The 24451-nt window shown below is 66.3% G+C and carries 24 protein-coding genes and 1 tRNA gene; 12 read left to right on the top strand and 13 right to left on the bottom strand.

Annotated elements, in window-relative coordinates; genetic code table 11:
* Nucleotides 1–85: 85 nt before the first annotated feature.
* Nucleotides 86–159: transfer RNA gene (locus tag ACWGCN_RS29620), tRNA-Arg, on the top strand.
* A gap of 403 nt (nt 160–562) precedes the next feature.
* Here the strand turns inward: ACWGCN_RS29620 and ACWGCN_RS29625 are convergent.
* The 4 genes from ACWGCN_RS29625 to ACWGCN_RS29640 all read right to left on the bottom strand — a co-directional run bounded on the left by ACWGCN_RS29625 (nt 563) and on the right by ACWGCN_RS29640 (nt 4500).
* Entirely contained in the window at nt 563–1318 is a 756-nt protein-coding gene (locus ACWGCN_RS29625; protein WP_452458976.1) for an SDR family NAD(P)-dependent oxidoreductase, read from the bottom strand.
* Between the two features lie 8 nt (nt 1319–1326).
* Nucleotides 1327–2055: a MerR family transcriptional regulator gene (locus tag ACWGCN_RS29630; RefSeq protein WP_452458977.1), complete on the bottom strand. Its 729-nt coding sequence runs from the start codon at nt 2053–2055 to the stop codon at nt 1327–1329.
* 169 nt (nt 2056–2224) lie between these two features.
* Complete coding sequence (locus tag ACWGCN_RS29635) at nt 2225–3757, bottom strand: alpha/beta hydrolase (RefSeq protein ID WP_452458978.1); 1533 nt, start codon at nt 3755–3757, stop codon at nt 2225–2227.
* Between the two features lie 38 nt (nt 3758–3795).
* On the bottom strand, nt 3796–4500 hold the full coding sequence (locus ACWGCN_RS29640; RefSeq protein WP_452458979.1) for a hypothetical protein: 705 nt from the start codon (nt 4498–4500) through the stop codon (nt 3796–3798).
* A gap of 103 nt (nt 4501–4603) precedes the next feature.
* On the opposite strand from ACWGCN_RS29640, the gene ACWGCN_RS29645 reads away from it, so the two are divergent.
* Nucleotides 4604–5251, top strand: a complete 648-nt coding sequence (locus tag ACWGCN_RS29645; protein WP_378995536.1) for a TetR/AcrR family transcriptional regulator — start codon at nt 4604–4606, stop codon at nt 5249–5251.
* On the opposite strand, the gene ACWGCN_RS29650 is transcribed toward ACWGCN_RS29645, so the two are convergent.
* A complete protein-coding gene (locus tag ACWGCN_RS29650) occupies nt 5240–7984 on the bottom strand; it encodes an AAA family ATPase (RefSeq protein ID WP_452458980.1) in 2745 nt (914 codons plus the stop codon). The genes ACWGCN_RS29645 and ACWGCN_RS29650 overlap by 12 nt on opposite strands.
* Nucleotides 7985–8212: 228 nt before the next feature.
* Here ACWGCN_RS29650 and ACWGCN_RS29655 point away from each other — a divergent pair, with 228 nt between their 5' ends.
* Nucleotides 8213–8620 carry a RidA family protein gene (locus tag ACWGCN_RS29655; protein ID WP_378995532.1) on the top strand — a complete coding sequence of 136 codons (408 nt, stop codon included), beginning with the start codon at nt 8213–8215 and terminating at the stop codon, nt 8618–8620.
* Nucleotides 8621–8702: 82 nt separating this feature from the next.
* Here the strand turns inward: ACWGCN_RS29655 and ACWGCN_RS29660 are convergent, their stop codons facing one another.
* Entirely contained in the window at nt 8703–9311 is a 609-nt protein-coding gene (locus tag ACWGCN_RS29660; RefSeq protein ID WP_452458981.1) for a helix-turn-helix domain-containing protein, read from the bottom strand.
* A 108-nt stretch (nt 9312–9419) separates the two neighbouring features.
* Here ACWGCN_RS29660 and ACWGCN_RS29665 point away from each other — a divergent pair, with 108 nt between their 5' ends.
* Nucleotides 9420–10238, top strand: a complete 819-nt coding sequence (locus ACWGCN_RS29665; protein ID WP_452458982.1) for an MBL fold metallo-hydrolase — start codon at nt 9420–9422, stop codon at nt 10236–10238.
* Between the two features lie 118 nt (nt 10239–10356).
* On the opposite strand, the gene ACWGCN_RS29670 is transcribed toward ACWGCN_RS29665, so the two are convergent.
* Together ACWGCN_RS29670 and ACWGCN_RS29675 are read right to left on the bottom strand one after the other, a co-directional pair.
* Nucleotides 10357–11328 carry an antibiotic biosynthesis monooxygenase gene (locus ACWGCN_RS29670; protein ID WP_387445211.1) on the bottom strand — a complete coding sequence of 324 codons (972 nt, stop codon included), beginning with the start codon at nt 11326–11328 and terminating at the stop codon, nt 10357–10359.
* 1 nt (nt 11329) lies between these two features.
* Nucleotides 11330–11935 carry a nucleoside deaminase gene (locus ACWGCN_RS29675; protein ID WP_452458983.1) on the bottom strand — a complete coding sequence of 202 codons (606 nt, stop codon included), beginning with the start codon at nt 11933–11935 and terminating at the stop codon, nt 11330–11332.
* A gap of 297 nt (nt 11936–12232) precedes the next feature.
* On the opposite strand from ACWGCN_RS29675, the gene ACWGCN_RS29680 reads away from it, so the two are divergent.
* The 4 genes from ACWGCN_RS29680 to ACWGCN_RS29695 all read left to right on the top strand — a co-directional run bounded on the left by ACWGCN_RS29680 (nt 12233) and on the right by ACWGCN_RS29695 (nt 15726).
* Nucleotides 12233–12766, top strand: a complete 534-nt coding sequence (locus tag ACWGCN_RS29680; RefSeq protein ID WP_378995521.1) for an OmpA family protein — start codon at nt 12233–12235, stop codon at nt 12764–12766.
* A gap of 275 nt (nt 12767–13041) precedes the next feature.
* Nucleotides 13042–13905: an ABC transporter permease gene (locus ACWGCN_RS29685; protein WP_378995519.1), complete on the top strand. Its 864-nt coding sequence runs from the start codon at nt 13042–13044 to the stop codon at nt 13903–13905.
* Nucleotides 13898–14731, top strand: coding sequence for an ABC transporter permease (locus ACWGCN_RS29690; protein WP_266298325.1), 834 nt, complete (start codon nt 13898–13900; stop codon nt 14729–14731). The genes ACWGCN_RS29685 and ACWGCN_RS29690 overlap by 8 nt, the downstream gene beginning before the upstream one ends.
* A 2-nt stretch (nt 14732–14733) precedes the next feature.
* On the top strand, nt 14734–15726 hold the full coding sequence (locus ACWGCN_RS29695) for an ABC transporter ATP-binding protein (RefSeq protein WP_378995517.1): 993 nt from the start codon (nt 14734–14736) through the stop codon (nt 15724–15726).
* A 2-nt stretch (nt 15727–15728) separates the two neighbouring features.
* Here the strand turns inward: ACWGCN_RS29695 and ACWGCN_RS29700 are convergent, their stop codons facing one another.
* The gene (locus ACWGCN_RS29700) at nt 15729–16049 is read right to left on the bottom strand and encodes a hypothetical protein (RefSeq protein ID WP_378629895.1); all 321 of its coding nucleotides are present in this window, start codon (nt 16047–16049) and stop codon (nt 15729–15731) included.
* Between the two features lie 335 nt (nt 16050–16384).
* Here ACWGCN_RS29700 and ACWGCN_RS29705 point away from each other — a divergent pair, with 335 nt between their 5' ends.
* Nucleotides 16385–16915, top strand: coding sequence for a DUF4254 domain-containing protein (locus tag ACWGCN_RS29705; protein WP_378995515.1), 531 nt, complete (start codon nt 16385–16387; stop codon nt 16913–16915).
* Nucleotides 16916–16919: 4 nt separating this feature from the next.
* Here ACWGCN_RS29705 and ACWGCN_RS29710 read toward each other — a convergent pair whose 3' ends face one another.
* Genes ACWGCN_RS29710 through ACWGCN_RS29720 form a run of 3 tightly spaced genes read right to left on the bottom strand, consistent with a single transcriptional unit; the run spans nt 16920 to nt 19514 of the window.
* A complete protein-coding gene (locus ACWGCN_RS29710; RefSeq protein WP_452458984.1) occupies nt 16920–17237 on the bottom strand; it encodes a hypothetical protein in 318 nt (105 codons plus the stop codon).
* The gene (locus ACWGCN_RS29715) at nt 17238–18386 is read right to left on the bottom strand and encodes a fatty acid desaturase family protein (RefSeq protein ID WP_379312841.1); all 1149 of its coding nucleotides are present in this window, start codon (nt 18384–18386) and stop codon (nt 17238–17240) included.
* 36 nt (nt 18387–18422) lie between these two features.
* Nucleotides 18423–19514 (bottom strand): ferredoxin reductase, encoded by a 1092-nt coding sequence (locus ACWGCN_RS29720; RefSeq protein ID WP_378995509.1) that lies wholly within the window; start codon nt 19512–19514, stop codon nt 18423–18425.
* A gap of 155 nt (nt 19515–19669) precedes the next feature.
* On the opposite strand from ACWGCN_RS29720, the gene ACWGCN_RS29725 reads away from it, so the two are divergent.
* A complete protein-coding gene (locus ACWGCN_RS29725; protein WP_378630033.1) occupies nt 19670–20317 on the top strand; it encodes a TetR family transcriptional regulator in 648 nt (215 codons plus the stop codon).
* Nucleotides 20318–20368: 51 nt separating this feature from the next.
* On the opposite strand, the gene ACWGCN_RS29730 is transcribed toward ACWGCN_RS29725, so the two are convergent.
* Nucleotides 20369–21706 carry an MFS transporter gene (locus ACWGCN_RS29730; RefSeq protein WP_452458985.1) on the bottom strand — a complete coding sequence of 446 codons (1338 nt, stop codon included), beginning with the start codon at nt 21704–21706 and terminating at the stop codon, nt 20369–20371.
* 109 nt (nt 21707–21815) lie between these two features.
* Between ACWGCN_RS29730 and ACWGCN_RS29735 the strand changes: the two genes are divergently transcribed.
* Complete coding sequence (locus tag ACWGCN_RS29735) at nt 21816–22370, top strand: PadR family transcriptional regulator (protein WP_379312838.1); 555 nt, start codon at nt 21816–21818, stop codon at nt 22368–22370.
* On the top strand, nt 22367–24397 hold the full coding sequence (locus tag ACWGCN_RS29740; RefSeq protein WP_378995503.1) for an FAD-dependent oxidoreductase: 2031 nt from the start codon (nt 22367–22369) through the stop codon (nt 24395–24397). Before ACWGCN_RS29735 ends, ACWGCN_RS29740 begins: the two co-directional genes overlap by 4 nt.
* The last annotated feature ends 54 nt before the right edge of the window (nt 24398–24451 follow it).

Below are 24451 nucleotides of genomic sequence, written 5' to 3' on the forward strand. Positions count from 1 at the left end.
CCGAGCCTGCGCTCGACGATCCGGTCGGTCGCTATACTTTTCGAGCTGGACAGCGTGGCCGACTTCGGCCAAGGTTGATGCGACTGCCTCCGTAGCTCAGTTGGATAGAGCAAGGGCCTTCTAATCCCTAGGTCGCAGGTTCGATTCCTGCCGGGGGCGCAACCCTCCACCTGCGTTTCCGCAGGTGGAGGGCTTGTTTTAGCATCGCGGGTTCGATCCACTCGGGAACCGTTACGTCGTTCGACCCACACTTTCACCGCAAATGCGTAGGTTAACCACTTCCTGGCACGAGCCGTCAGCAGACAAGAACCCGCATCGACACGGGCGTCAGCGCGGCTCGATATCGCCACGATCCTGGAGCCGGCTCAACAGCGCGGCCACCGTCCTGGCCTGCGCTGCAGCGATACGTTCACCTTCCGCACCACCGACGTACCGACCATCGAAGGACGCCGTGATCCCCGCCATACACCGCGACGTCGAGAGCTTCTTCGACCTCGGAAGCGCGGGCGCTACGCCAGTTGCTTGCGGTAAAAGATTGGGAGAGTGCGATATTGGAGTGGCATCAGACCTGATTCATTCCACCGTCTATGTAGAAGTTCGCGCCGTAGACGAAGCTGCTCAGGGGCGATGCCAAGAACGTGACGGCGGCAGCGACATCCTCCGGTTCGCCGACCCGCTGAGCGGGCAATCCCGACGCGATGGCCGCTTTCATCTCCTCGGCGCGCTCACCGAAGACATCGTCCCACAGCGGGGTATTCACCGGCCCGGGCGAGACGACGTTCACCCGGATGCCTCGACCACTCAGTTCGTTGGCCCAGGTGCGAGCGTACGCTCGCACAGCGGCTTTCGACGCCCCGTACGCACCGAAGGATGGCGCCCCGCTCTCAGCCGAAGTGGAGGCCGCGAGGATGACTGCGGCCCCCTCGTTGAGAAACGGCAGGGACTTCTTCACGGTCAGGAAGGTCCCCTTCACGTTGATGTCGAAGATTCTGTCGTGGTCTTCCTCAGTGAGGTCCTCGAGAGAGGCGAGGTGGTTGATTCCCGCGTTCGCGAACAGGATGTCCAGGCCCTGCCCGCGCTGACTCACCTGCTCATAAAGGCGATCCACGTCGGCTGAGACGCTGACGTCGCCGACCACTGCCGTCGCGTGGCCGATCTCGGCGGCGGCTTTCTCGAGCTCGTCTTTGCGTCGCCCGGTGATGAAGACGTGCGCGCCCTCGGAGGCGAGCTGCTTCGCCGTCGCAAGTCCGATGCCCATGCTGGCGCCCGTGACGACAGCCGTCTTATTTTTGAAATACCCCATGTGGTCTGTAACCATCTTCCGATTTATGTACCGGTTGGTACTAGGAACTCTTCAGCGATCTCGAACTGGCGACAGGAAAGTCGACGTGCACGCTGTGACGTCGATGCTCGCGCGATCACCTCGTGCTGCGCAGGGTTGTAGAGCTCGCGCCGGGCCTCAGTGAGCGCGCCGCCGACGGCCCCTGAGCCGTCGACAGCTCGCCAGTTCGCGTCCGACTCTGTAATCCAGTCCGCAATTCGTTGCCGCGCGCCCTGGTCCGCATCGTCGGGTAAAGCATCGAAGGCCTTACGCAGCGGGGCTGACTCTTTGGAGATCATCGGCAACAGGTCGGGAAGCGCATCTCGCGCGGCGAGACTCGCATAGATCTGGAGGAATGATCGGTCGGGGCCGGAGAGCCCGCTCGCGACTGCTTCGAAGCCGCGCGGAGTGTCGAGTGGAGCATGTTCTCGAGCGATCGCAGCCACCTCGTCACGTACCCGCACGAGACGGTCGATACCTGCTCGCAGCTCCTCATCGAGCTCGCGCAATGCGTCGGAGCAAGTGACGTCTATTTCCGCAATCTGCGCGAGCGGTATACCGATCTCGACCAGCCGGCGTGTACGCACCAACGAAATCAGGTGCCTTACGCGATATTGCTTATACCCGTTGTCGCGGCGTTCTGGTTCTTCCAGAAGTCCCACGTGGTGATAGTGCCGAATGGTGTTCACAGTCGTCCCCGTGAGGTCGGCCAGCTCGCGAGTACTCCATGTCACTGTGTCCTCCTCATGCGGATTGCGGCGCATACATGCGGTGACAAGTGCGGTTTCGATGCCATCCAGTCTTCGCCTGTGCTCACCGCCACCGTCTCAGAGTCACGACTCGATTCGCGTCGGTGACTATTACGTAAGTACTCCGCGCCTGACCGTGTGCCGGCGTGGAGCGTCACAGGCTGCAGCGTGCGTCGACGGGCGGGGTTTCGAGGTCGAGGAGATACGCGTCCACCACGTCGTCGACGCACTCGCTACCGCCGAGGAGGTAGGCGCCGTGCTGCTTGCCGTCGACGGTGAGCAGGCTTGCCCCGAGGGCTTGCGCCATCGCGATGCCGCCCTCGTGTGGCGTCGCGGGATCACCGGTGGTCGACACGACGAGTGACTTGGGGAGGCCTTCGGCATCGGCGAGCCAGGGCTCCGCACGCGTGGGCGGTGCGGGCCACGCCTCGCACTCGCTGTGGTAGTTCCCCGCTGTGAAGACGTCGAGGTCGAACATCGGCGCGACCTGCCCGATCTCGCGTGCGAGCGCTGTGTGCTCCGCGGGAGTCGGGCGAGGCCAGTCCATGCAACGCACGGCGATGCTGGTGTCGAGGTCCGGGAAGCCGGCGCGCAGGGCGATCGCTTCGTCGGCGCGCCCGGCCTCGAGCGCTGTCAGGGCGGAGATGACTTCGGGCCATTTCGCCTCCGCGTACAGGCCGCCGCTGATGCCGAGGTAGACGTCCCAGACGTTGGCAGCTCGGCCGCCGGCCGTCGGCGCCTGCGTCTCGATGAGAGGCCGCACGATCTCGTGCAGGCGATCGTTGGCGGCTGCGGGATCGGTGCCGAGTACACAGTCGGGCGATTCGGCGCAGAGCGCGGCGAGGTCGTCGAACCGGGCCTGCAGGCCTTTGAATTGGGACAGGCGGAATCGGCTCGCCGTCAGGTCGGGCGCGACGGCTCCGTCGAGGACGATCGCGCGGACCTTCTCGGGGTAAGTCGTGGCGTACATGGCGCCGAGCTCGGAGCCGTAGCTGTAGCCGAGGTAGGTCAGCTGGTCGTCACCGAGCACCGCTCGCATGATGTCCATATCGCGCACAACGTTCGTCGACCCGGCGTTCACCAGGTTCGCGACGCCGCCGGAGCCGTCGGTGCAGCGCTGTGCGAGTTCGACTGCCTGCTCGGCGCTCGTGATGTCGTACACGGTGCCGAATCGCGGCCCGTCGCCGGCGTCGTATTCCTCGTCGGTGTAGCAGTCCAGGGCCGGGGTCGACGATCCGGTCCCGCGAGGATCGAAGCCGACGATGTCGAAGCGCTCGCCGACGCGGCTCGCCTGCCACAGCGGCACGGTCGACGCGACGAGGCCGGTGCCGGAGCCGCCCGGGCCGCCCGGGTTGATCAGCAGCGAGCCCTCGGCCTCGCCCGTGGCGGGCAGGCGCAGGAGCGCGACCCGCGCCCTCGCACCCGCTGGCGTGTCGTAGTCGAGCGGCACCTCCACCGAGGCGCATTCGAGCGCGGGGTTCGCGAACAGCTCGGCGTCCGCCGCGCTCGTCGCGGTGCCCGCGCACCCGCCCCAGTCGAGCTCTTGCCCGAGGTAGGCGCCGAGGTCCGCATCGGCGCCGGAGCCCGGCGCAGCAGGCGTACAGCCGGCGAGTAGGAGCGTGGCGGCCGCGGCGAGCCCGGTCGTGAGGCGCCGGGATCGATTCGGGAGTCGAAGACGTGATCGCATGCGTTTCCTTTGTCGTGTCCAGGGCTGGATCCGGAGCATCAGCTCCCGATCCCGTCGGTCTCGGCATCCAGGAGCCGGTGATGGCGGAAGGTGAGCGCTCGTTCGATTCCCGCGAGGCCCGCGCTGATGGCGAGAGCCGTGTTCGCCCATACCGGCAAGTCGACGGGCGAGACGAACGGGCTGCAGCGATCAGCCCAGAACCGCAGGTGGGTGACCAGCTCGAGCAGCTGTGGCGCGACGAGAATCAGATCGACCGTCAGCACGATGACGGCGCAGGCGGCCAGCGTGCGCCCAACCCCCGGGTGTCGCCGGGAGAGCTGGGCGCGCCAGTGCTCGGGTGTCCCCGGCGCTGGATCGAGGCGTCGCTCGCTGCCGTCCGCACCGATCAGGTGGATCCGCCGCATGCCGTATCTGCTCGCGGCTACGACGATGGCTTCCGAGCCGAGCGGGAACCGGACCGGCATGTCGGAGGTCCGCACGTGCCGGTCGTCCCGATAGAGCGACGCTCGCCCCGACAGGTGATCGACATCGACTGTCGCCGTCGACGCATCGGGAAGGCCGACCGCGAATCGCGTGCGCTGCAGCGAGAGGGAGCGGCGGAACGGCGGCAACGACGCTCCCGGCTCCGGAGCCGGCGTCGACCACGCTCCCGCGTCGCCGTCGAACCCGTCGCAGCCGTCGCTCCGGCCGTCGTATCGAGAGCCCTGCCGCGCACCGTCCCAGGGGTCGCGCCAGTCGCTCACGTCGGGTGCCGTCCGAGGTCGGGACCATCGCAGCAGGATTTTTCTAGCATGACCATGCCAGAAAAATTAGCATGTACATGCTAAAAGCGCTACAGTCAGGTTCGTGCCCAAGAGAGTTGACCCGGATGTCCGCCGGGAGCAGATCGCCGACGCCGTGATCGACGAGATCGCCGAGCACGGGCTCCGCTCGGTGACCCTCGCCCGGATCGCCGCACGCACCGGCTTGGCCATCGGGAGCATCCGGTACTACTTCGGCGACACCGTCCGCGAGGTCATGCGCTTCACCTTGGGTGTCCTCATGCAGCGCGCCGTGGATCGCGCCGCGACGATGTCCGACGACCCGGCAACACGGATCGTGGACGTCATCGCCTTCGCCGCACCCACCAGCGAGCAGGAGCGCAAGGAGAACATCGCCATGGTCGAATACCGCGTCATGGCGCGCACGGACCCGGAGCTCGCGGCCGACGTCGCTGCGACCTCTCTCGCGGGCGCGGAGGTGATCCGCTCGCTGATGCGTGATGCGCTGGCCGACCGTGCGATCGATGAGGAAGCGCTGCACCGCGAGGCGCTGCTGCTGTTCGCCCTGATCGAGGGCTTCTCGTTCAGTTCGGCGCTGTTCTCCGCCCCGTTGCGCGAAACGGACATCCGTGCCGTGGTGACGGCGACCATGCTCCGTCTGCGCGGCGCCTATCCGCCTTCCGAACAAGCCGTCCGGGAGCGGGCCGATCCGCAGGCTCCCTCAGGGGTTTAGCAGGTCGCGGAGCTGTTTGCGGGAGCTGATGCCGAGTTTGCGGTAGATGTTGCGCAGGTGCGCATCGATAGTGCGGGGACTCAGGAACAGCTGGGTAGCCACCTCCCTGGAAGTTGACCCCGTCGCGACGAGGCGAGCCACCAGCTGCTCGTGAGCGGTGAGTTCGGTGCCGGGTTCGGTTGAGCGATTGCGCGGATGCTGTCCCGTGGCGCGTAATTCCCGTGCAGCGCGCGCGGCGAACGCGTCGGCGCGCATGTCTGTGAGCATCTCGTGTGCGGTGCGAAGCTGTTCACGAGCCGACTGTCGACGTCCTTCTCGTCGCAACCACTCGCCGTAGACGAGGTGGGTCCGCGCGAGATGACCCTTCATTCTGCTGTTCTGAAGGTGGCGGATCGCCTCCTGGTAATAGGTCTCAGCGGTGGGATCAGTGGTGACGAGGGCACGCGAACGGGCGGCGAGCCCGAGCGCCCAGGCTGTGCCGCTGGCGGCAGCTCGCGTGGAGAGCTCGTCCGCCGCAGCGCTTGCCCCATCCGGGTCGTTCGCCCGAACCGACGCCTCGACCAGCTCGGGAAGGGTGAGACTGCTGTTCACGAGCTCGCCCATCTCGTTCGACCACGCAGCAGCGTCGCGCGCAGCCCCATACTGGCCAAGACCGTTGAAAAGCACCGCGAGCGCGTAGTGTGCGGTCGCCGCTTCGGAGAGCCTTTCACCTGCGTTCGCGACACTGGCCTTGAACAACCTTCGCGTGTCGAGTTCATGCCCGCCCCACGCGGCGACGTAGAGCTGTCCGTACAGCAGCGGTACGGCATCTGTCGCCGTGGTGATCGCGGCTTCCTCAGCCGCGACTTCCGCGGCGCGGGAGAGGTCGCCTGTCAGAACCAATGCCGAGGACAACGCGACGAGGGACAGTGGAAGCGTCGTCAGCGCGCCCGCCTCGCGTGCGAGCCGTACGTTCCTGTCGGCGAGCGTGATGCCGATGTCATCGTCGAAGAAAGCCGCCGCGGTTCGGGTCGCCAGCCATAACCACCGTCGGCTGCCCATCTCGCCCGTCGCCTCCCCATCGAAGCCATGGTCGCGGAACGCTTCCATCGCGCGTCGAACAGGAGGGGCGCCCGCTGCGTACCCGATCGCGAATGTCGCCACCAACGCGTCGAGAAGCAGATCCGGCGGGCTCGGTTCACCCGGAGGTGGCGGCGCCGATCGCGCCACGCCGGCAACCTCGGCCACGCTGGAGGCGTCGACGACCAGGGCTGCGTCGATGGCGTGCAGGTAGGTTTCGCGCGCCAGTGCCGGGTCGAGAACCGCCAGGTTCCTGGCGGCTTCGAGCAACATCGCAGGAACGTCGTTGCTCTGGGTCAGATGAAAGGTGATTCGCGCTCGAAGTAGATCGACCCGGGCGCGCTGGAGCTCATCGAGCGGGCCCAGTTCGGCGACCGTGAGCAGTTCCTCGGCGGCCGCCGATGCTCCCGCGTCGTGTTTGGCGTGCGCAGCCGCCAGCGCTCGCCGTGCACGTACCGCGGGTTCAGGGGTGAGTTCCGTGGCGCGCTGAAGGAATGCCGCCGCCGCCGCGATACCACCGCGGGCGCGTGTCCGTTCGGCGGATCGCTCGAGTTCGGCCGCTGCGTCCTCACTGGCCCCCACGACCCCGGATGCGTGGTGCCAGGCTCGGCGATCAGGATCGGTGCGGGGATCAGTCGCTGCGGCGAGTGCGCGATGAGCGCGGCGACGAGTCTCCGGCGTAGCGGACCGGTACACAGCCGAGCGCACCAAGGGGTGACGAAACCGCACTCTGGTATCGACTTCTATCAGCCCGGTCTCCTGGGCAGGTTCGACGGCCGCCGGCGTTATCCCCAACTCTTCGGCTGCTCGCCACAGCAGCACCGCATCCCCGGTCGCGTCCGCTGCGGCGAGCAGAAGCAAGAGCTGGGCGTCTTCGGACAGCCCTGCCGAGCGACGCCGGAATCCCTCCTCGATCCGACGAGGAACGTTGAGCACGCCGGGCGATTCGAAACCTCCCGCGAGTTCAGTCAGACGAGCGCGGCGCGGAAACTCCAGGAGCGCCAACGGGTTACCTCTCGCTTCTGCGAGGATCCGATCGCGCACTTTCTCGTCCACGGGAGCGTGTGCCCCCCGCATGAGCAGCGAGCGCGAGTCGGCATCCCGCAGGCCCTCCAGGCGCAACTCCACCGCATCGGCGGTCACAGGGTGGGGGCCGTCGGTCTCGAGCTCGCGTGAGGCGAACATCATCGCCACCCGCTCGTGTGCGATCCGCCGACTCACGAACGCGAGGACCTGCGCAGACGCCGGGTCGAGCCACTGCGCATCGTCGATGAGGCACAGCAGGGGCGCAGCTTCAGCAGCGTCGGTCAGGAGGTTCAATGTCGCCAGGCCGACCAGGAACATATCGGGCGCAGGCCCACGGCGACTGCCGAAAGCCACATCGATAGCGACGCGCTGAGACTCGGGAAGCCGTTTCGCTTTGTCGAGCAGCGGCGCGCACAGTTGGTGCAGGGCGGCAAAAGCGAAGAGCGCCTCGGACTCCACACCGACGCAGCCCACCACGCGGAAGACCGGGCTGCCGGCTTCTCGGGCATAGTCCAAGAGCGCCGTCTTGCCGATCCCGGGTTGCCCGCGCAGGAAGATCGTCCCGCTGTTACCCACGCGCGCGGCCTCGAGCAGCCTTTCGACCGCCTCGCGTTCCGCGCGACGGCCCAGCAGCGTCGTCAGCTTCATAGGCGTCCGATCCGCAAGTATGTCCTGCACCGCAGGGTACACAACACCCCGCGTGGTTCATGACGCACGAGAGTAGGCCGGCTGCCACCCCGGTCGAGCCTGCACGGGTGCGCGGACGTGGACATCTTGACTGTGTGGTGACCACACGGTGTTGGCTCGCTGGCAGGACTCGATCGCCGTGGACGTGGCATCGAGTGCGCTCGCGACCGAAGACGAAGGAGATCCGCGATGACCGCGCACCTCAGCCACCCCGACGGCCTGCTCCAACAGAAGGACTATGCGCCCGTCGCCACGACCACCGGGTCCCGGCTGCTGCTCCTGGCTGGACAGCTGGCCGTGACGCCTCTCGGTGAAACGACCGCGACCGACCTCGCATCGCAGGTCCATGACGCCCTTCGCAACGTCGCGACAGCGGTGAGGGGCGCGGGGGGCGATGTCACCGACATCGCCCGATTGACCTTCTACGTCGCCGGCTGGACCACCGACATGGCCGACGAACTGTGGGAAGGCACCTCACGCGCCCAGGAATCCGACGGCTTCAGTGCGCCGCTGCCTCCTGTCACCGTCATCGGCGTACAGACCCTGTGGAGGCCCGACCTCCTCGTGGAGATCGAAGCCACTGCCGTCCTGGACTGATCTATGAGGATGGCCACGGCCGGCAAACGCCGACCATGGCCATCGGTCGCCGGCCTTGTCCGGGCCCGCGAGCTGCGGCCGTTCAGGTTCTGCGCGAGATGACCATGATGTATTCGCAGGGCGCGTCCGTTCGGTTGGCGAAGCCGTGGTCCGCGTCGGCCTGGAAGAACAGGGAGTCGCCTGCATTCAGGATTTCGATGATCCCGCCGATCGCGACGGTGAGGGTGCCTTCGAGTACCACGAGTTGCTTCTCCGTACCCGCCGGATACGCGGGCAGCAACCCGGTAGAGACCTGTGCGGGCAGGTAATGGACAACCATCTCGCCGCCTCCCGCCCCCGGGGCCGCCGACACGATGTGCCGTTCGAAGCCGGTTTCCGGGTCACGGAAAACGGGGCGATCGTTCTTGCGCAGGACAACGGCCACACCGGACGCGGCAGCAGCTGCTCCACCGACCAGGTCCGAGAGCGACGCGTCGAGCGCGTGGGCGATCCTGGACGCGACACCGATCGTCGGGCTCTTCTCACCGCGTTCGACCTTGGACAGCATCGCCCGGCTGACCGACGACTGTGTGGACAACTGTTCCAGCGTCAGGCCAGCTTCCTCGCGGCGTCGCCGTACGTTACGGCCGAACGCGCCTGCCAGGTCATCACGGTGCTGTGATTCGGCCACGTTTGCGTCTTGCTCGACCACCGTGCTCCTCGATCGATGGATACCTCGCTGCAGTGTAGACTTTCTTCTAAAGAAGATTTAGTCTTCCATCGGAGAGGCGCGATACGCGCCCAACACGATGGAGGCTCCATGCGTTTGATCTCGAGTGGCCGGCACCATGCCACGTTCGAATTCGGCGGTCTGCAGGTGATCTCGTTGCGAGACGGGTACATCGACATGCCACCGACACGGCTCCGCGACGAGGACGGGCGCCCGCTCCCCGCGCTGCCGACCGCCGTGCCGCTGGCCGGCGACAACTTGCGGCTGTCGGTCAACGCCTTCTTCGTCACCGACGGCACGCGGTCGGTTCTCATCGACACCGGCGCGTCCGACGTCTGGCACGACCCCACCATGGGATTGATCTACGACGCACTCGACGAAGCGGGAATCGACCGGGCGCAGGTCACCGATGTCGCCATCACCCACAACCACGAAGACCACGTGAGCGGCCTGATCACGCCGGACGGTTCGGAGGCGTTCCCCGAACTCGAGCGGGTGTGGATCGGCGCGGGCGACACCTCGGTGTTCACGGGGCGGCTCGAGCCGATCCGCGACCGGGTCGTACCCGTGTCCGAGAAAGTCACGATCAACGACTGGGTCACCGCGATTCCGACACCGGGCCACACACCCGGTCACACCGTCTACGACGTCAGCATCGCCACCGGCCACCTTCTCGTCTGGGGTGACACCGTCCACGTCCCCACGCTCCAATTCGATCAGCCGAACGTGACCTGGGAGTTCGACGGCAACCAGTCCCAGGCCCGCGCCGCGCGAGCGGCCCTGCTCGAACAGCTGACTCAACCGGACCACTTCGTGGCAGGCGCCCACCTCGACTCACCCGGCATCGCCCGCGTAACCCCCTCCGGCGATGGTTACGCGCTGGAATATCTCGCACCACCGATCGGCTGATCGAGCCTGTCGGCGCGGGGCCACGCTCGTCATGGCGGCCCAGGAGGCCGAACTCGCCTGCCAGCCGAGACGAACCGGGAACAGTTGGACTTCACCGGGCCTATTGACGAAATCGACGTCACGGGAGCGTCCAGAACACCCTTGTCACCAGATAGAAGAAGATCGCGGCGAGCGTCAGGAAACCCACCGAGCAGGCGAGTCCGACCAGGTCGGTGCGGGGATCGGGGCGGGGGTCCGATCGCATCCAGAATCCCAGCGCGCGGGTGACGACCGGCATCACCACCCAGGTCAGCAGGCTGACCGACAGGATGTTCCCGACCAGCAGGCTGATCCACAGCTGCGCGCCGGGCCAGATCTCGGCGATGATCACGGTGAGGATCACGACCGTCGGATACAGCCCTACCAGGACCGACAGGGCCGTCTTCCACGATGCCGGACCGCCGTCCTCGCCGGTCCGGCTCGGCGGAAACCACGACCCGTAGGGGTTGGCGATTCGGTGAACCTCGAAGTCCCTGAAGTCCGGCGCCTCTTCGAGCAGGGCCTTGCGCTGGGGCGATTCGAGCCAATGGTCGAGATGTTCGGCCGAAGCGAAGGAATAGATGATCGTCCAGTCACTCTGAACACCGGGGATCGGCCGGTGCAGCCCGGATCCGCGAAAACCTCGAAATGTCCGTTCGACCTCGGTCATCCGGTCCTGCCACGCGATGAATTCCGTTTCGCGGTCGGCTGCCACGGGATGGGAGACGACGACGGTCGCTACCTCTTCGGCCGGCTCGTCGACCAGCACATGCTGCGTCGACGGCCGTTCGAACAGCCCGGTTCCGCGGGCGAGAAGTTCGTCGCGCGTATCGCTGGCGAGCCAGCGCTTGAGGTTGACGATGTCGTCGAACCGATACACGACCGACCAGTCGGACTGAGCGTCGCCCGGTGGCGTCACGTCGGCGCCGAGGAATCCGGGGAAGGTCGCCGCAGCGTCGTTCACCTCCGCCTGCCACCGCCGGAACTCGCTCTCGCGGCCGACTCGGGGCTGCTGAGTGATGACCACCGTCGCCGCGGCGGGCCTCGGCGACGGCGCCTTCGAGGCCGTCATGTCAGTACGGGTGCTTATCGGCCTTTTCGGCCCAGGTCTTGTACGCTTCGGCGCCCAGATCCCTGCGGAACTGTTCGATTTTCACGGACCGCTCGGGCAGTGGCCTGGTGAAGTCCTCGTATTGATACGCGTCGTCGAAGCCGATTTCGCTGGTGTCGGCCAGGTCGCTCGCGAAATGCACGGCGTCCAGACGTGCCCAATAGATTGCGCTCATACACATGGGACACGGTGCGCCGCTGATGAATATCTCCATCCCCATCAACATCTTCGCGCGTTCCGGGACCTTGTCGGGAGATCCTTCAGGTCGCGGGACCAATTCGAGCGTCGACTCGTTCTGATGCTCTTTGGAAATACTCGGGGCCTCGCCGTTGAGGACCTGGGTGGCCTTGCGGATGGTTTCTATTTCGGCGTGTGCGGTGGCATCACCGGTGAGCAGCACCCGATTCTGCCCGCGCGCGACGATCACTCCGTCCTTCGCGATCACCGCGCCGAACGGTCCACCCCAATCGTTGTCGACAGACTCTTTCGCCAGCCTGCATGCTTCTTCCATGAGTTCATCCGGTGTCATAGGTATTGCACCTCGAATTGTGGTTCGGACGTACTTCATAAGCCTCTGCCGCATACCGAATCTACCTCCGGCCCGATCCCCACGGAACAGCGTGCGCAATGGCGACGCATTCGTCTGGCTTTGGAAACCACTCCGTGTCCTTGGAGCAGATCGCGGCCGACAGCAACCGTGCCGAGTTCGCCATGTTCGGCCGACTCACCCTTTTCGGGTGAGCCGCACACGCCGCCGCTGTGTGACTCTCGCCATCGCGGCACTGTTCTGCGATCCAGCGAACCGGCCGAACCGCAGCTCTTCCGCACGACCCACTGTCCGGCATTCACACACAAGGAGAATCCGTTGAAACTCAGAAACAGCGTCTGTGGGATCGCCTCGATCGCGGTGGTCCTGCTGATGACCGCGGCGTGTAGCTCCGATGACGACTCCTCCGCACCGGCAGCCACCACGACCACCCAGACCACCCAGACCGACGCCATGCGCAGCAGCGTCGCCGCGACGGCATCCTCGATGATGAGCACGGTGCGCGACACCGCGGAGCAAGCGGTGCAGGACGCGATCAACACGGTCTTGGCCGCCGCACCGATCACCTTCGACGCGGGTAGTTCCGATCTCAGCACGGCTGCCGTCGCGACTCTCAAAGCGGTAGCCGTCCCGTTGCGGGGCAACGACACCGAGATCCAGATCACGACCTACGCCGAGGATTCGAATACCGCCTCGGCGAAATCCCTGGCCGAGGCGCGCGGTGACAACATCGCGGCCGCCCTCGAGAGCGACGGCATCGACAAGTCGCGCATCACGGTGAAGGCCGACGCGAATCCCTCCGACCCGGAGGTCGACGCGAACGAGGCCGCGATCACCGTGGTCGACAAATAGCGGGCTGCCGCCGACCTCCCAGACACCGCCGTGACCTGCACTGATGCCGGTCACGGCGGTGCGATGCCGGGGTGGTGCCCCCGGCCGGGTAATCTTTCGCCCCATGTGGATCATCCTTGCCATCTCCGTGGTCAGCTCGGTCGCCATCGCGATCTTGTTCGCGACGGGCTTCCCCAAGGACTGAGCATGTGCCGATAGCCCGGTGCGCGGCGGGCGTCGGCGATCCGTGCCGTTCTCGTCCTGATTCGTGGCGATCGGCCTAGAGTTGACTGATTGTGCGGGGCAATGTGGCGGGGGATGGTGGGCTTGCCTTCGCGGTGCGGCGACGTCGCAAGCCCGGGGCTTTCCGGGTGTATTGGACGCTGGCGCGGGCGGGATTCAAGCGGCAGGCCCAATACAAGCTGGCGATGTTCGCCGGGCTGTTCACCAACTGTGTGTTCGGGTTCGTTCGTGCGGCGGTGATGGTCGCGGCGGTGCGTGCCGCCGGTGATTTCGGCGGGTACGACGAGGGCACCATCGGGGCCTATGTGTGGTTGTCGCAGGCGTTACTGGGCGCCACTCAGTTCATGGGACCGCAGATCGACCTGGTCGACCGGATCAAGACCGGTGACGTCGCGATCGATTTCCTGCGTCCGATCGACGTGCAACTCGGCTACCTGGCCACCGACATGGGCCGCGCCGCCTGCACGATCCTGCCGCGCGGGGTACCGAGCATCGTCATCGGCGCCGCCACCTTCGGTTTGTCGATGCCGAGTACGCCGGTGGCCTATCTGCTCGGTCTGATCAGTGTGCTGCTCGCGGTGGCCCTGTCGTTTCTGTGCCTGTTCGCGGTGGCGCTGATCGGGTTCTGGGTGGTCGAGATCCGCGGCATCCGGGTGCTGTATCAGATCGTCGGAACGTTCCTGGCCGGGCTTTTCGTCCCGGTGCACATGTTTCCCGACTGGTTGCGTGTCGTCGCCATGTCTACGCCGTTTCCCTCCATCCTGCAGGCCCCGATCGATACGCTGTCAGGGCGCGCCGCCGGGTCGGACGCCTTGATCATCGTTGCGATACAAGGCTTCTGGGTGTTGGTGATCGGACTGCTCGGCAGGGTGTTGCTGCGGGCGGGACAACGCAGGCTGGAGGTACAGGGTGGCTGAACCGGATTCCGCGCGCGTTGTTGCCGGGACCTGGTTCACTCCCTATCTCGCAGTATTGCGTTCGCGTGTGAAAGCACAGCAGGTGTACCGCCTTTCGTTCGCCACCGAGGTGTTCAGTGCCTTCCTGATCGGGCTGGTGGAGTTCGCCGAGGTGTGGGTCATCTTCCACAACGTGAAGACCCTCGGCGGCCTCGATGTGGATGCCGCGCTGCTGCTGTTCGGGCTGTCCAACACCTCCTTCGCGCTGGCCCAGGTCGCGGTCGGGCATCTGGATTCCCTGCCCTCGATGATCAGGATGGGCACCCTCGACGCGTATCACCTTCGCCCACAACCGTTGCTGTTGCAGCTGGTGACCAGTGACATCTCGTTACGCAGACTCGCGCGAGCCGCGGTCGCGGTGATCGTGCTCGGGATCGGGCTGTGGCGCAACGATATCGACTGGGGCATCGCCCCGGTTACCTTGATCGTGATCACCCTGATCAGTGGAATCGCGCTGTTCTGTGGCCTTTTCGTATGCGCGGCCGGACTACAGTTCTTCTTGATCGACGGTGCCGAGCTCACCAACAGCTTCACCTACGGCGGTTCGTTCGCCGCGATGCAGCCGGCCTCGGTGTTCCCGACACCGCTGAAACTGTTGTTCGGGTTCGCGATTCCCGTCGCGTTCACGGCATACGTGCCGACGATCGCCCTGCTCGGTTTGCCGGGCCCACCACTGTTGCCCGCGTGGTCGGCGTGGCTGACGCCACTCGCCGCGGCGTGGGTGTGGCTGCTCGCATCGGCGGCATGGCGGATCGGTACGAGGCACTATCAGGGAGGAGGGGGATAACGATGGACGAGCACGAGCACCAGGATCCGATCATCGACATCGATGACCTCACCCGGCAATTCACCGTCTATCGCAAGAACGGCAGCCGCTGGCGCCGACATCGCGACACCATCACCGCCGTCGACCGGATGAGTTTCCGGATCGAACGCGGCTCGGCGGTCGGCTACATCGGCGCCAACGGCGCGGGCAAATCGACGACCATCAAGATGCTCACCGGCATCCTGGTGCCGACCACCGGAACCGTGCGTACCTGCGGCCTCGAGCCGGTGCGTCAGCGTAAGGAGCTCGCCTCGCGCATCGGCGTCGTGTTCGGGCAGCGTTCGCAGCTGTGGTGGGACCTGCCGCTGCACGAATCGTTCGCGATCCTGGCCGCGATCCATCGCCTCGATCCCGATATCGCCGACAAGCGGACCCACGAACTGGTGGAACAGCTGGAAATGGCCGACACCCTCGACACCCCTGTCCGCCAGCTCTCGCTCGGTCAGCGCATGCGCGCGGAAGTTGCGGCCGCACTGTTGCATTCGCCCGAGCTGGTGATCCTGGACGAGCCGACGATCGGCCTGGATGTGCTGTCCAAACAACGATTACGGGAGTTCCTGCGCGCCGAACGGATCGAGCGCGGCACCACGCTGCTGCTCACCACCCACGATATGGGCGATATCGAACGACTCTGTGATCGGGTGCTCGTCGTCGATTACGGCAGGCTGGTGTACGACGGTTCACTGGCCGGGCTCGGCGCCACCGTCGGCGCGCGCCGGGTGCTGGTGGTCGACCTGGCCGCTCCCGCACCGGATCTCGATGATCTGCCGTGTGGGGCACAGTTGCTGTCCAGCGAGGCGGGCGGCATGCGCCAGCGCCTGGCGTTCGACGCCGAGAAGACCACTGCCGCGGCTTTACTGGCGGCGGTGTCGGACCGGGCGCAGGTGCGCGATCTGTCGATCGAGGAACCCGATATCGAGGACGTGGTCCGCCGGATCTACGAGTCGACCCGCTGAATTCAGCTCGGTCCGTCCGGGTTTCCCGAGTACATGCTCACCTCGCCGCCCTCCCCCAGGAAGGCGTTGACCAGCATGATCCGCTGCGCGCGCAGTTCCTCGTCGTCGGGAGCTCCGGTGGTGATCGAAATCTGCGGGATGGCAGCCCAGTTCACGACGTAGCGCTCGGGGGGGCCGTCGTCGTCGGACAGGCGCGCGAGCCGGAACACCGACACCGCACGGCGTTCCATGAGGCCGCGCACGACATCGGCGATGCGCTCCGGGTCCTCCAGGGCGAACAGGAACCCGAAGGTCAGCTCGGGCGATGAGACGTAAGCGGGCACAATTATCGAGGTTAGTGCATTCGGCGCCGAAATGATTGCCGGAAATGTGCCACCGCGGTTACCCGGGAGTGCTCGTGGGGAGACCCGGCCGTAATGGTGGATAACAATTTCCGCCGACCACCGGGTTTGTCCACCACGCTATTGCGCGTCGGCGCCGAATCGCGCTTTCCTGAAAGGGTCCCGATTTCCCCCGGGCCGTCTTCTCCACCCGCAGCGTCGCGGACTCTTGTCGACGTCCGGGCGGGGCTACGCCGGTGCCGGGGAGTGCACCCCCACACCCATCCTCCTCGGCTCTGGCGTATCCATGCACAACAGTGTTATCAGGGGGCGTGCCCATGCCGATCGATCACGGCCACCGTTTGGATGCCGCACAGCTGCCGACTCCTTCAGCGCTGTTGCGGGCCTTTCTGGAAACCGACCACCCCGACCCGGCACCGCACCGGGTTCTCGACGCCGCCCGCGGGCTCGCGAGCTGCCACGATCGCCGGCGCCGAGTGCTGGAGCAGGCACGCGACCCCGCCGCCTCGAGCAGCACCGGGGCGGCGTGCGCGCGCCTGGTCGACGACATCGACAACGATCGCGGCGCGCTGATCGCCCGCATCGACGGCTGGGTCGCCGCCCATGTGGAACACCGCGACGGCGCCTCACTGCACACCGAGACCCTCGGCGCGGTGATCGACCGGATGGCGGCGAAATGGATCGCCGCCCAGCAGGCCATCGCGGGACCGGCCCCAACGACAACGACACCACGGCAGCGGGAGGCTCGCACCCATCTGCAGTGGTGTCGTCTTGCCGAATTGACCGACGGCTACCGGGATCTGATCACCGATGTCACCGAACACCGCAGGCGGTTGCCGGTGTGGTGAATGGTCAGGCCTTGTCGCCCGGCTCGGCGAACACGGGCGCCGAATCGAGATCGCCGTCGGCCGCGGGGTCGAGGTCGACCGGGTCGGGCTCGACATCGCGCGCCTTCGCGAATTCCGCCTCGGCCCGGTCCTGCGCCGCGTCGCGACGAGCGGCGGCCGCGGCTTCTCGCATCTCGATCGCGTCGGTGACGAACTCACCGATCTCCCGAGCGACCTCGGCGACCGTTCCGGTGATCAGAGTCGCGATCTTGCCGACCCGCTGGGCACCGGAGGACGTCAGTTCCTGGACCAGATCCTTATTGCTTTCGAATTTGCCGACCATTTACACGCCCACTTCGGTTGCCTTCCGATTACGCATAACGATAACACCGGGCTTGGGCGCCCTCTTCACGAAACGATCGGGCAGCGCGAGCTGGAAGATCTTGCCCCAGACCGAACCGATCTGCTTGGAGAAACGACCGGTGTTGTAGGGCAGGCCGTACTTCTCGGCCAGCGCCTTCACCTCGGGCGCGATCTCCGGGTACCGGTTCGCCGGGATATCGGGGAACAGGTGGTGCTCGATCTGGTGCGAGAGGTTGCCCGACATGATGTGGAACAGCCGCGAGCCGTTGATGTTGGCCGAGCCGAGCATCTGGCGCACGTACCACTCACCGCGGGTCTCGACCTCGGTCTCCTCCTTGGAGAACGTCTGCACGCCCGAGGGGAAGTGACCACAGAAGATGATCGAGTAGGTCCACACATTGCGCACCAGGTTCGCGGCCGCGTTGCCTGCCAGCGTGTGCAGGAACAGCGGGCCGGTGAGCGCCGGGAACATCACGTAGTCCTTGAGGACCTGCTTGCCCGCCTTCTTGCCCTGCCCCTTGAGCAGCGGCTTGAGGTCGGACCACTTGCGCTTGCCCTTGATGATGTTGTCGGCTTCGAGGTCGTGCAGCATCACGCCCCACTCGAAGAACGTCATCAGCAGGAAGGCGTAGAGCGGGTTGCCCAGGTAGTAGGGGTTCCACTTCTGCGCCTCGTCGATCCGCAGGATGCCGTAACCGATGTCGCGGTCCATGTCGACGATGTTGGTGTAGGTGTGGTGCATGTAGTTGTGCGAGTGCTTCCACTGGTCGGCCGGGCAGACCGTGTCCCAGTCGAATTCGCGGGAGTTGATGCCGCGCTCACGCATCCAGTCGTACTGGCCGTGCATGACGTTGTGGCCGATCTCCATGTTGTCGAGGATCTTCGACACACCGAGGGCGGCGACGCCGGCCAGCCAGAACGGCGGCAGGAAGCCCAGGTACATCAGGCCGCGGCCGGCGATCTCGAAGCCGCGCTGGGTCTTGATGATGTTGTAGATGTAGTCGCGGTCGCGTTCGCCGAGATCGTCGACGACGCGGGCGCGGATCGCGTCGAGCGCGGCGCCGAGTTCTTCGACCTGCTCCGGGCTCAGGATGACCGGACCGTCTTTGCCTTCGGTGAGGATCGTCATGGCTGTATCTCCCCTTGCTGGTATTTCGGTGTCGTTCTACAGTGCGATGTCGACGTCGCCGACAGCTGTGTTGATGCAGACCTGGATCTGCTTGTCGGGCTCGGCGTCGAGTTCGCCGGTGCGGATGTTGCGGGTGCAGCCGGAGACCTTGGTCGCGGTGCAGGAGAAGCAGATCCCCATGCGGCAGCCGTATTCCGGGGTCAGGCCGGACGCTTCGGCCTGCTCGAGCAGCGTTGCTCCGGTGTTGTCGGCGGCGACGTCGCTACCGGAGAAGGTGACGGTGCCGGTGGCCTCCGACGGATCCGACGGGACCGTGGTGAGCGTGAATTCCTCACTGAGCACCCGGTCTTGCAGACCCTCGGCCTCGAAGATCGTGTGCACCGCGCGCATCAGCGGCGGCGGCCCGCACACGAAGGTCTGCGCGTCGGCGAACCAGGGTGCCACCCGCTCGAGCTCGTCGTAGTCGAAGAATCCACTGCCGGTGGAGGTTTCACCGTCGATCACCGTGCCCGGCTCGACCGGGTAGCGGTATTCGATGCGGAAGTTGGCGCGACGCTGCGCGATCGAGGACAGCTCGGCCCGATGCGGCACCATCTCGGGCTGACGGGCGTAGTGCAGGAAGGTGACCTGCCCGGTGTATCCCTCGGCGTCGAGGGTCCGCAACATCGACAGTACCGGCGTGATCCCGCTGCCACCGCTGACCAGCAGTACCTTGTCGGGCCGACGCTCGGGCAGGTGGAACACACCGGAGGCGGGCGCCAGGTCGACGACCATGCCCGGTTTCGCGTTGGCGTGCAGGTAGTTCGAGACGAGCCCGCCCGGGTGCGCCTTGACGGTGAGCTGCAGGTAGCGCTCGCCACGACTCTCCGGGTCGATCGGCGAGTAGCAGCGGGTGTGGCGCACGCCGTTGATCGAGACGCCGATCTGCACGTACTGACCGGCGGCGTGGCCGCGCCACTGCCGCGAGGCGCGCAGGGTGAGCGTCACCGAGCCCGGCACCGCGTGGGAGACATGAGTGACCTCGGCGCGCAGCTCCCGAGCGGTGAGCCCGGGGCGGACGAGCTCCAGGTACCGGTCCAGCGGGTGCGGCGTCGTCAACGTCTGCACCAGATCGATCAGTCCCACCATGTCGTGTTGCCCCTTATTGCGAAGTACGGAGAAGTCCTGCGACGTGCGCTTCAAATTTCAGTGCACGTCTGTACACTCACCAGTGTGCCCGATGACCCCGGGCCACTGTCAACCGGCAATAATGTGAGGCGGACAACATCATGACGAAGGCCGCTATGGTGAACGGATGTATGCTCACCGATGTGACTGAGCAGGCAGGAACCCGCAACGAGCGCAAAGCGCATACCCGGGCAGCCCTGCTCGACGGCACCCTGGCCTTGGCCTCGGAGCGCGGATTCGCGGCATTGAGCCTGCGTGAGATCGCCCGTTCGGCCGGCATCGTGCCCACCGCCTTCTACCGCCACTTCGCCTCGCTCGACGACCTCGGCGCGACCATCGTCGACGAGGGCGTCACCGCGCTGCGGCTGGCATTGCGCGAGGTCAGGCGGAAACCGGACGCGCATCTGGCCGATACGGTCCGCTTCGTCTTCGAACAGGTTCGCGCCAAACGCGCCCTGTTCGGTTTCCTCATTCGCGAGCGTCACGGCGGGCCTGCTCCGCTGCGTCAGGCGATCGCGATGGAGATGCAGCTCATCGTGCGCGAGATCGTCGCCGATCTGTCGCGCCTGCGTGCACTGGATTCGTGGAGCACCACCGAGCTGGAGATCGCCGCGGATCTACTGGTCACCACCGTGACCGACGGTATCGCTGCGTTCGTCGCGTCCACCCCCCGTGAGGAATCGGCGATCGTGGAGCGCACCGTGATGCAGATGCGCCTGATCGCGTTGGGCATCGCGGGCTGGGTACCCAAAAACGCGGACTGAACTCAGAGTACGGGCGTACACACAATTCGACGGGCGCCCATCGGTGAGGTGTCACATATCGGCGGATACCGCGCGCGAGGGCGCACGCACCGGGAGCAGCACCAGCAGACCCGCCGCCAGCACGACCAGAAGTCCGGCGATGCCGGCGCGGTCGCTGTGGAAGGTCGAGACGAACACCCCGAACAGGGCGGGCGCCAGGAACGACACCGCCCGGCCGGTCGTGGTGTACAGACCGAACAGCTGACCTTCCCGTCCCGGCGGTGCCAGTCGCGCCAGGAACGAACGGGCCGAGGCCTGCGCGGGACCGACGAACACCGTGAGCGCGAGCCCGAAGATCCAGAACATCGTCGAGCCCGACACCATCAGCAGCGCGATGCCGCACCCGAGCATCCCGACCAGTGACGCCACGATCACCCGCTTGGGCCCGATCCGGTCGTCGAACCGCCCGGCCACGACCGCGGCCGCCCCCGCGACGACGTTCGCGGCGATCCCGAACAGCAGCACATCGGCGTCGGCGAACCCGTACACCGTCACCGCGAGCACCCCGCCGAAGGTGAACACGCCTGCCAGGCCGTCCCGGAACACCGCGCTGGCCAGCAGGAAGTACACCGTGTGCCGATCCTGACCCCACAGCTCCCGCACGTCCCGGGCGAGCACCCGGTAGGAACCGAGGAAGCCGACCTTCGCGGCGCCGGGGTCGGCGCCGGTGCGCGGCATCTCGGGCACCGCGAACAGCACCGGCAGCGCGAACACCGTGAACCACACCGCCGCGAGCACGATGACGAGCCGGACATTGAGGCCCTGATCGGTGGGCATCGCGAGCAGTCCGCGGGTGTCGCCGTCCCCGGCCAGGAACCCCGCGTAGCAGATCAGCAGCAGCACGATGCCACCGAAATAGCCCATCGCCCAGCCGAATCCGGAGACCCGCCCCACCGTGGCAGGTGTCGACACCTGCCGCATCATCGCGTTGTAGGGGACACCGGCGAGTTCGAAGGTGGCCGAGGCGAACGCGAGCAGTGCCAGGCCGAGCCAGAGATCGTGATAGTCGTCGCGCACGAAGAACATCAGCGACATCGCGCCGACCGTCAGCGCCGTCAAGGTCGCCAAGGCCCGTTTACGGGAACCGACCGCGTCGAAGTACTGCCCGCAGACCGGCGCAGTCAGCGCGACGATCAGTCCCGCCCCCGCCAGCGCCCAGCCCAGCCACGCACTGGCCGGGGTCGTCCCCGGTAGATCCTCGCCCACCTTGTCGGTGAGATACACCGCGAAGACGAAGGTCAGCGTCACGGCCTGGAACGCCGACGATCCCCAGTCCCAGAGTCCCCACGCCAGCACCTGCCCGCGTCCGGCCGCCTCGCCGACGGTTTCGGCCGCGTTCACCTCGGTCATAAGCCGAAGAGTAACGGCGAACCGGCACCCACGCCGTCTATTACATCCGCGCCGTCAGTTCATATGAACCTGGTTGCATAGTACCCAGCGTTCCGGATACTCTCGTGCCATGGCACTGGAGCACGCGCTACTGGTCTCGCTCACCGAGCGGGCCGGGTCGGGGTATGAGCTCGCTCGCCGATTCGACAAGTCGATCGGCTACTTCTGGAGTGCTACCCACCAGCAGATCTACCGGGTGCTCAAGCGGATGGAGTCCTCCGGCTGGGTCACCGTCGAATCGGTGAACCAGCAGGGCAAACCTGACAAGAAGGTGTACTCGGTGGCTCCGGCCGGTCAGGCCGAGATCGCCCGCTGGCTCGCCGAGCCCACCGATGCCACCCCCGCCCGCGACGAACTGGGCGTGAAGATCCGCGCCGCCGCGTACGGCGACATCGATGCCGTCTGCGCCGAGGTGGAGCGCCATCGCGGCCAGCACGCCCAGCGCCTCGACGAGTACCGCCTCAGCGAAAAGAAATTCTTCCCGGTGCCGGACCAGCTCTCCGGCACCGCTCTGCACCAGTATCTGGTGCTTCGCGCGGGCATCCGCGCGGAGACCGGCTACCTCGAATGGTGCGACGAAGTACTGCAGGCCCTGCGACCGCGAAAAGGTGACGACCGCCCATGACTGCCTACCCCCATCTGTTCGAGCCACTCGACCTCGGCCACACCACGCTGCGCAACCGCGTGGTCATGGGCTCCATGCATACCGGTCTCGAGGACCGTGCCTGGGACACCAACAAACTGGCCGCCTACTTCGCCGAGCGTGCCCGCGGCGGTGTCGGCCTGATCATCACCGGCGGCTACGCCCCCAACCGCACCGGCTGGTTGCTACCGCTCGGCGGCAAGCTCACCAACAAGACCGAGGCGTACCGGCATCGCACGATCACCAAGGCGGTGCACGCCGAGGGCGGCAAGATCGCCATCCAGATCCTGCACGCGGGGCGCTATTCCTACATGCCGACCAGCGTTTCGGCGTCGGCGATCAAGTCCGCGATCAACCCGTTCAAGCCTCGGGCGCTGTCGTCGAAGGGCGTGGAGCGCACCATCGACGATTACGCGCGCTGCGCGGGCCTGGCCAAGTTCGCCGGGTACGACGGCTGCGAAATCATGGGCGGTGAGGGCTATTTCCTCAACCAGTTCCTCGCACCGCGGGTGAACAAGCGCACCGACAAGTGGGGAGGCACCCCGGAGAACCGGCGTCGGCTGCCCGTCGAGATCGCCCGCCGCATCCGCGCCGAGGTGGGCCCCGATTTCATCATCGTGTTCCGGTTGTCGATGGCCGAGCTCGTGGAGAAGGGCCAGACCTTCGACGAAATCGTCGCCCTGGCACAGGAATTGGAGGCTGTCGGCGTCGACATCCTCAACACCGACATCGGCTGGCACGAGGCGCGGGTGCCCACCATCGTCACCTCGGTGCCGCGCGCGGCGTTCGTGGAATTCACCGCCAAGATCGCGCGCAAGGTGAACATCCCGGTCTGTGCCTCGAACCGGATCAACATGCCCGAGGTCGCCGAGGAGATCCTGACCCGCGGTGACGCGGCGCTGATCTCCATGGCCCGCCCGCTGCTGGCCGACGCCGAATGGGCCAACAAGGCCGAGCAGGATCGGGCCGACGAGATCAACACCTGCATCGCCTGCAACCAGGCCTGCCTCGACCACGCCTTCGGCAACAAGAAGGTCTCGTGCCTGGTCAACCCGCGTGCGGGCAGCGAGACCACGTTGAACTTGCTGCCGACTCGACGCGCCAAGCGAATCGCCGTCGTCGGCGCGGGCCCGGCCGGGCTGTCGGCCGCGGTGAGTCTGGCCGAGCGCGGCCACCGCGTCGACCTGTTCGAATCCGACGACAAGATCGGTGGCCAGTTCGACATCGCCCGCCGCATCCCCGGCAAGGAGGAGTTCGACGAGTCGATCCGCTACTTCCGCCGCAAGATCGACGTCACCGGCGTCACCCTGCATCTCCAAAAGCGGGTCACCGCTGAGGAATTGATCGCGGGCAAGTACGACTCGGTGATCCTGGCGACCGGTGTGCGTCCGCGCATCCCCAACATCCCCGGGATCGATCACCCGATGGTGCTCTCCTACGCCGAACTGGTGAAGGAGGAGAAGCCGGTCGGCAAGAAGGTCGCCGTGATCGGCGCGGGCGGCATCGGCTACGACGTGAGCGAATACCTCACCGTCGAAGGACATCCCACGCTCAAGCTCGACGAGTGGAAAGAGGAGTGGGGCGTCGATTCCGAGAACGAGCAGGCGCCCGGCCAGCTCAAGGAGCCCAAGCCCTCCCCCGCGGCGCGCGACGTGGTGCTGTTGCAGCGCAAGTCGACCCCGTTCGGCAAGGACCTCGGCAAGACCTCCGGGTGGGTGCACCGCGCGGCCCTCAAGGCCAAGGGTGTCGAGCAGGTCGGCGGCGTGAACTACGACCGCATCGACGACGCGGGCCTGCACATCAGCTTCGGCGAGAAGCACGAGAACCCGCGCGTGATCGAGGTCGACAACGTGATCGTCTGCGCCGGACAGGAATCCGTGCGCGAACTCGAAGAGCCGCTGCGCGCCGCGGGTGTCGACCTGCACCTCATCGGCGGCGCCGACCTGGCCGCCGAACTGGATGCCAAGCGCGCGATCAACCAGGGCACTCGCCTGGCGGCTGTGTTGTAGGAGCGCTGGCGCGCTCGAGCGCGGCCCCTGAGGGGCCACCCGAAAAACGGGGCG

The organism is Nocardia sp. NPDC055050 (assembly GCF_053608345.1).

Coding starts and splice junctions, on each gene's coding strand:
- ACWGCN_RS29625 (WP_452458976.1), bottom strand. CDS start 1,318: ATGGTTACAGACCACATGGGGTATTTCAAAAATAAGACGGCTGTCGTC.
- ACWGCN_RS29635 (WP_452458978.1), bottom strand. CDS start 3,757: ATGCGATCACGTCTTCGACTCCCGAATCGATCCCGGCGCCTCACGACC.
- ACWGCN_RS29650 (WP_452458980.1), bottom strand. CDS start 7,984: ATGAAGCTGACGACGCTGCTGGGCCGTCGCGCGGAACGCGAGGCGGTC.
- ACWGCN_RS29655 (WP_378995532.1), top strand. CDS start 8,213: ATGACCGCGCACCTCAGCCACCCCGACGGCCTGCTCCAACAGAAGGAC.
- ACWGCN_RS29665 (WP_452458982.1), top strand. CDS start 9,420: ATGCGTTTGATCTCGAGTGGCCGGCACCATGCCACGTTCGAATTCGGC.
- ACWGCN_RS29670 (WP_387445211.1), bottom strand. CDS start 11,328: ATGACGGCCTCGAAGGCGCCGTCGCCGAGGCCCGCCGCGGCGACGGTG.
- ACWGCN_RS29675 (WP_452458983.1), bottom strand. CDS start 11,935: ATGAAGTACGTCCGAACCACAATTCGAGGTGCAATACCTATGACACCG.
- ACWGCN_RS29695 (WP_378995517.1), top strand. CDS start 14,734: ATGGACGAGCACGAGCACCAGGATCCGATCATCGACATCGATGACCTC.
- ACWGCN_RS29705 (WP_378995515.1), top strand. CDS start 16,385: ATGCCGATCGATCACGGCCACCGTTTGGATGCCGCACAGCTGCCGACT.
- ACWGCN_RS29710 (WP_452458984.1), bottom strand. CDS start 17,237: ATGGTCGGCAAATTCGAAAGCAATAAGGATCTGGTCCAGGAACTGACG.
- ACWGCN_RS29715 (WP_379312841.1), bottom strand. CDS start 18,386: ATGACGATCCTCACCGAAGGCAAAGACGGTCCGGTCATCCTGAGCCCG.
- ACWGCN_RS29720 (WP_378995509.1), bottom strand. CDS start 19,514: ATGGTGGGACTGATCGATCTGGTGCAGACGTTGACGACGCCGCACCCG.
- ACWGCN_RS29725 (WP_378630033.1), top strand. CDS start 19,670: ATGGTGAACGGATGTATGCTCACCGATGTGACTGAGCAGGCAGGAACC.
- ACWGCN_RS29730 (WP_452458985.1), bottom strand. CDS start 21,706: ATGACCGAGGTGAACGCGGCCGAAACCGTCGGCGAGGCGGCCGGACGC.
- ACWGCN_RS29735 (WP_379312838.1), top strand. CDS start 21,816: ATGGCACTGGAGCACGCGCTACTGGTCTCGCTCACCGAGCGGGCCGGG.
- ACWGCN_RS29740 (WP_378995503.1), top strand. CDS start 22,367: ATGACTGCCTACCCCCATCTGTTCGAGCCACTCGACCTCGGCCACACC.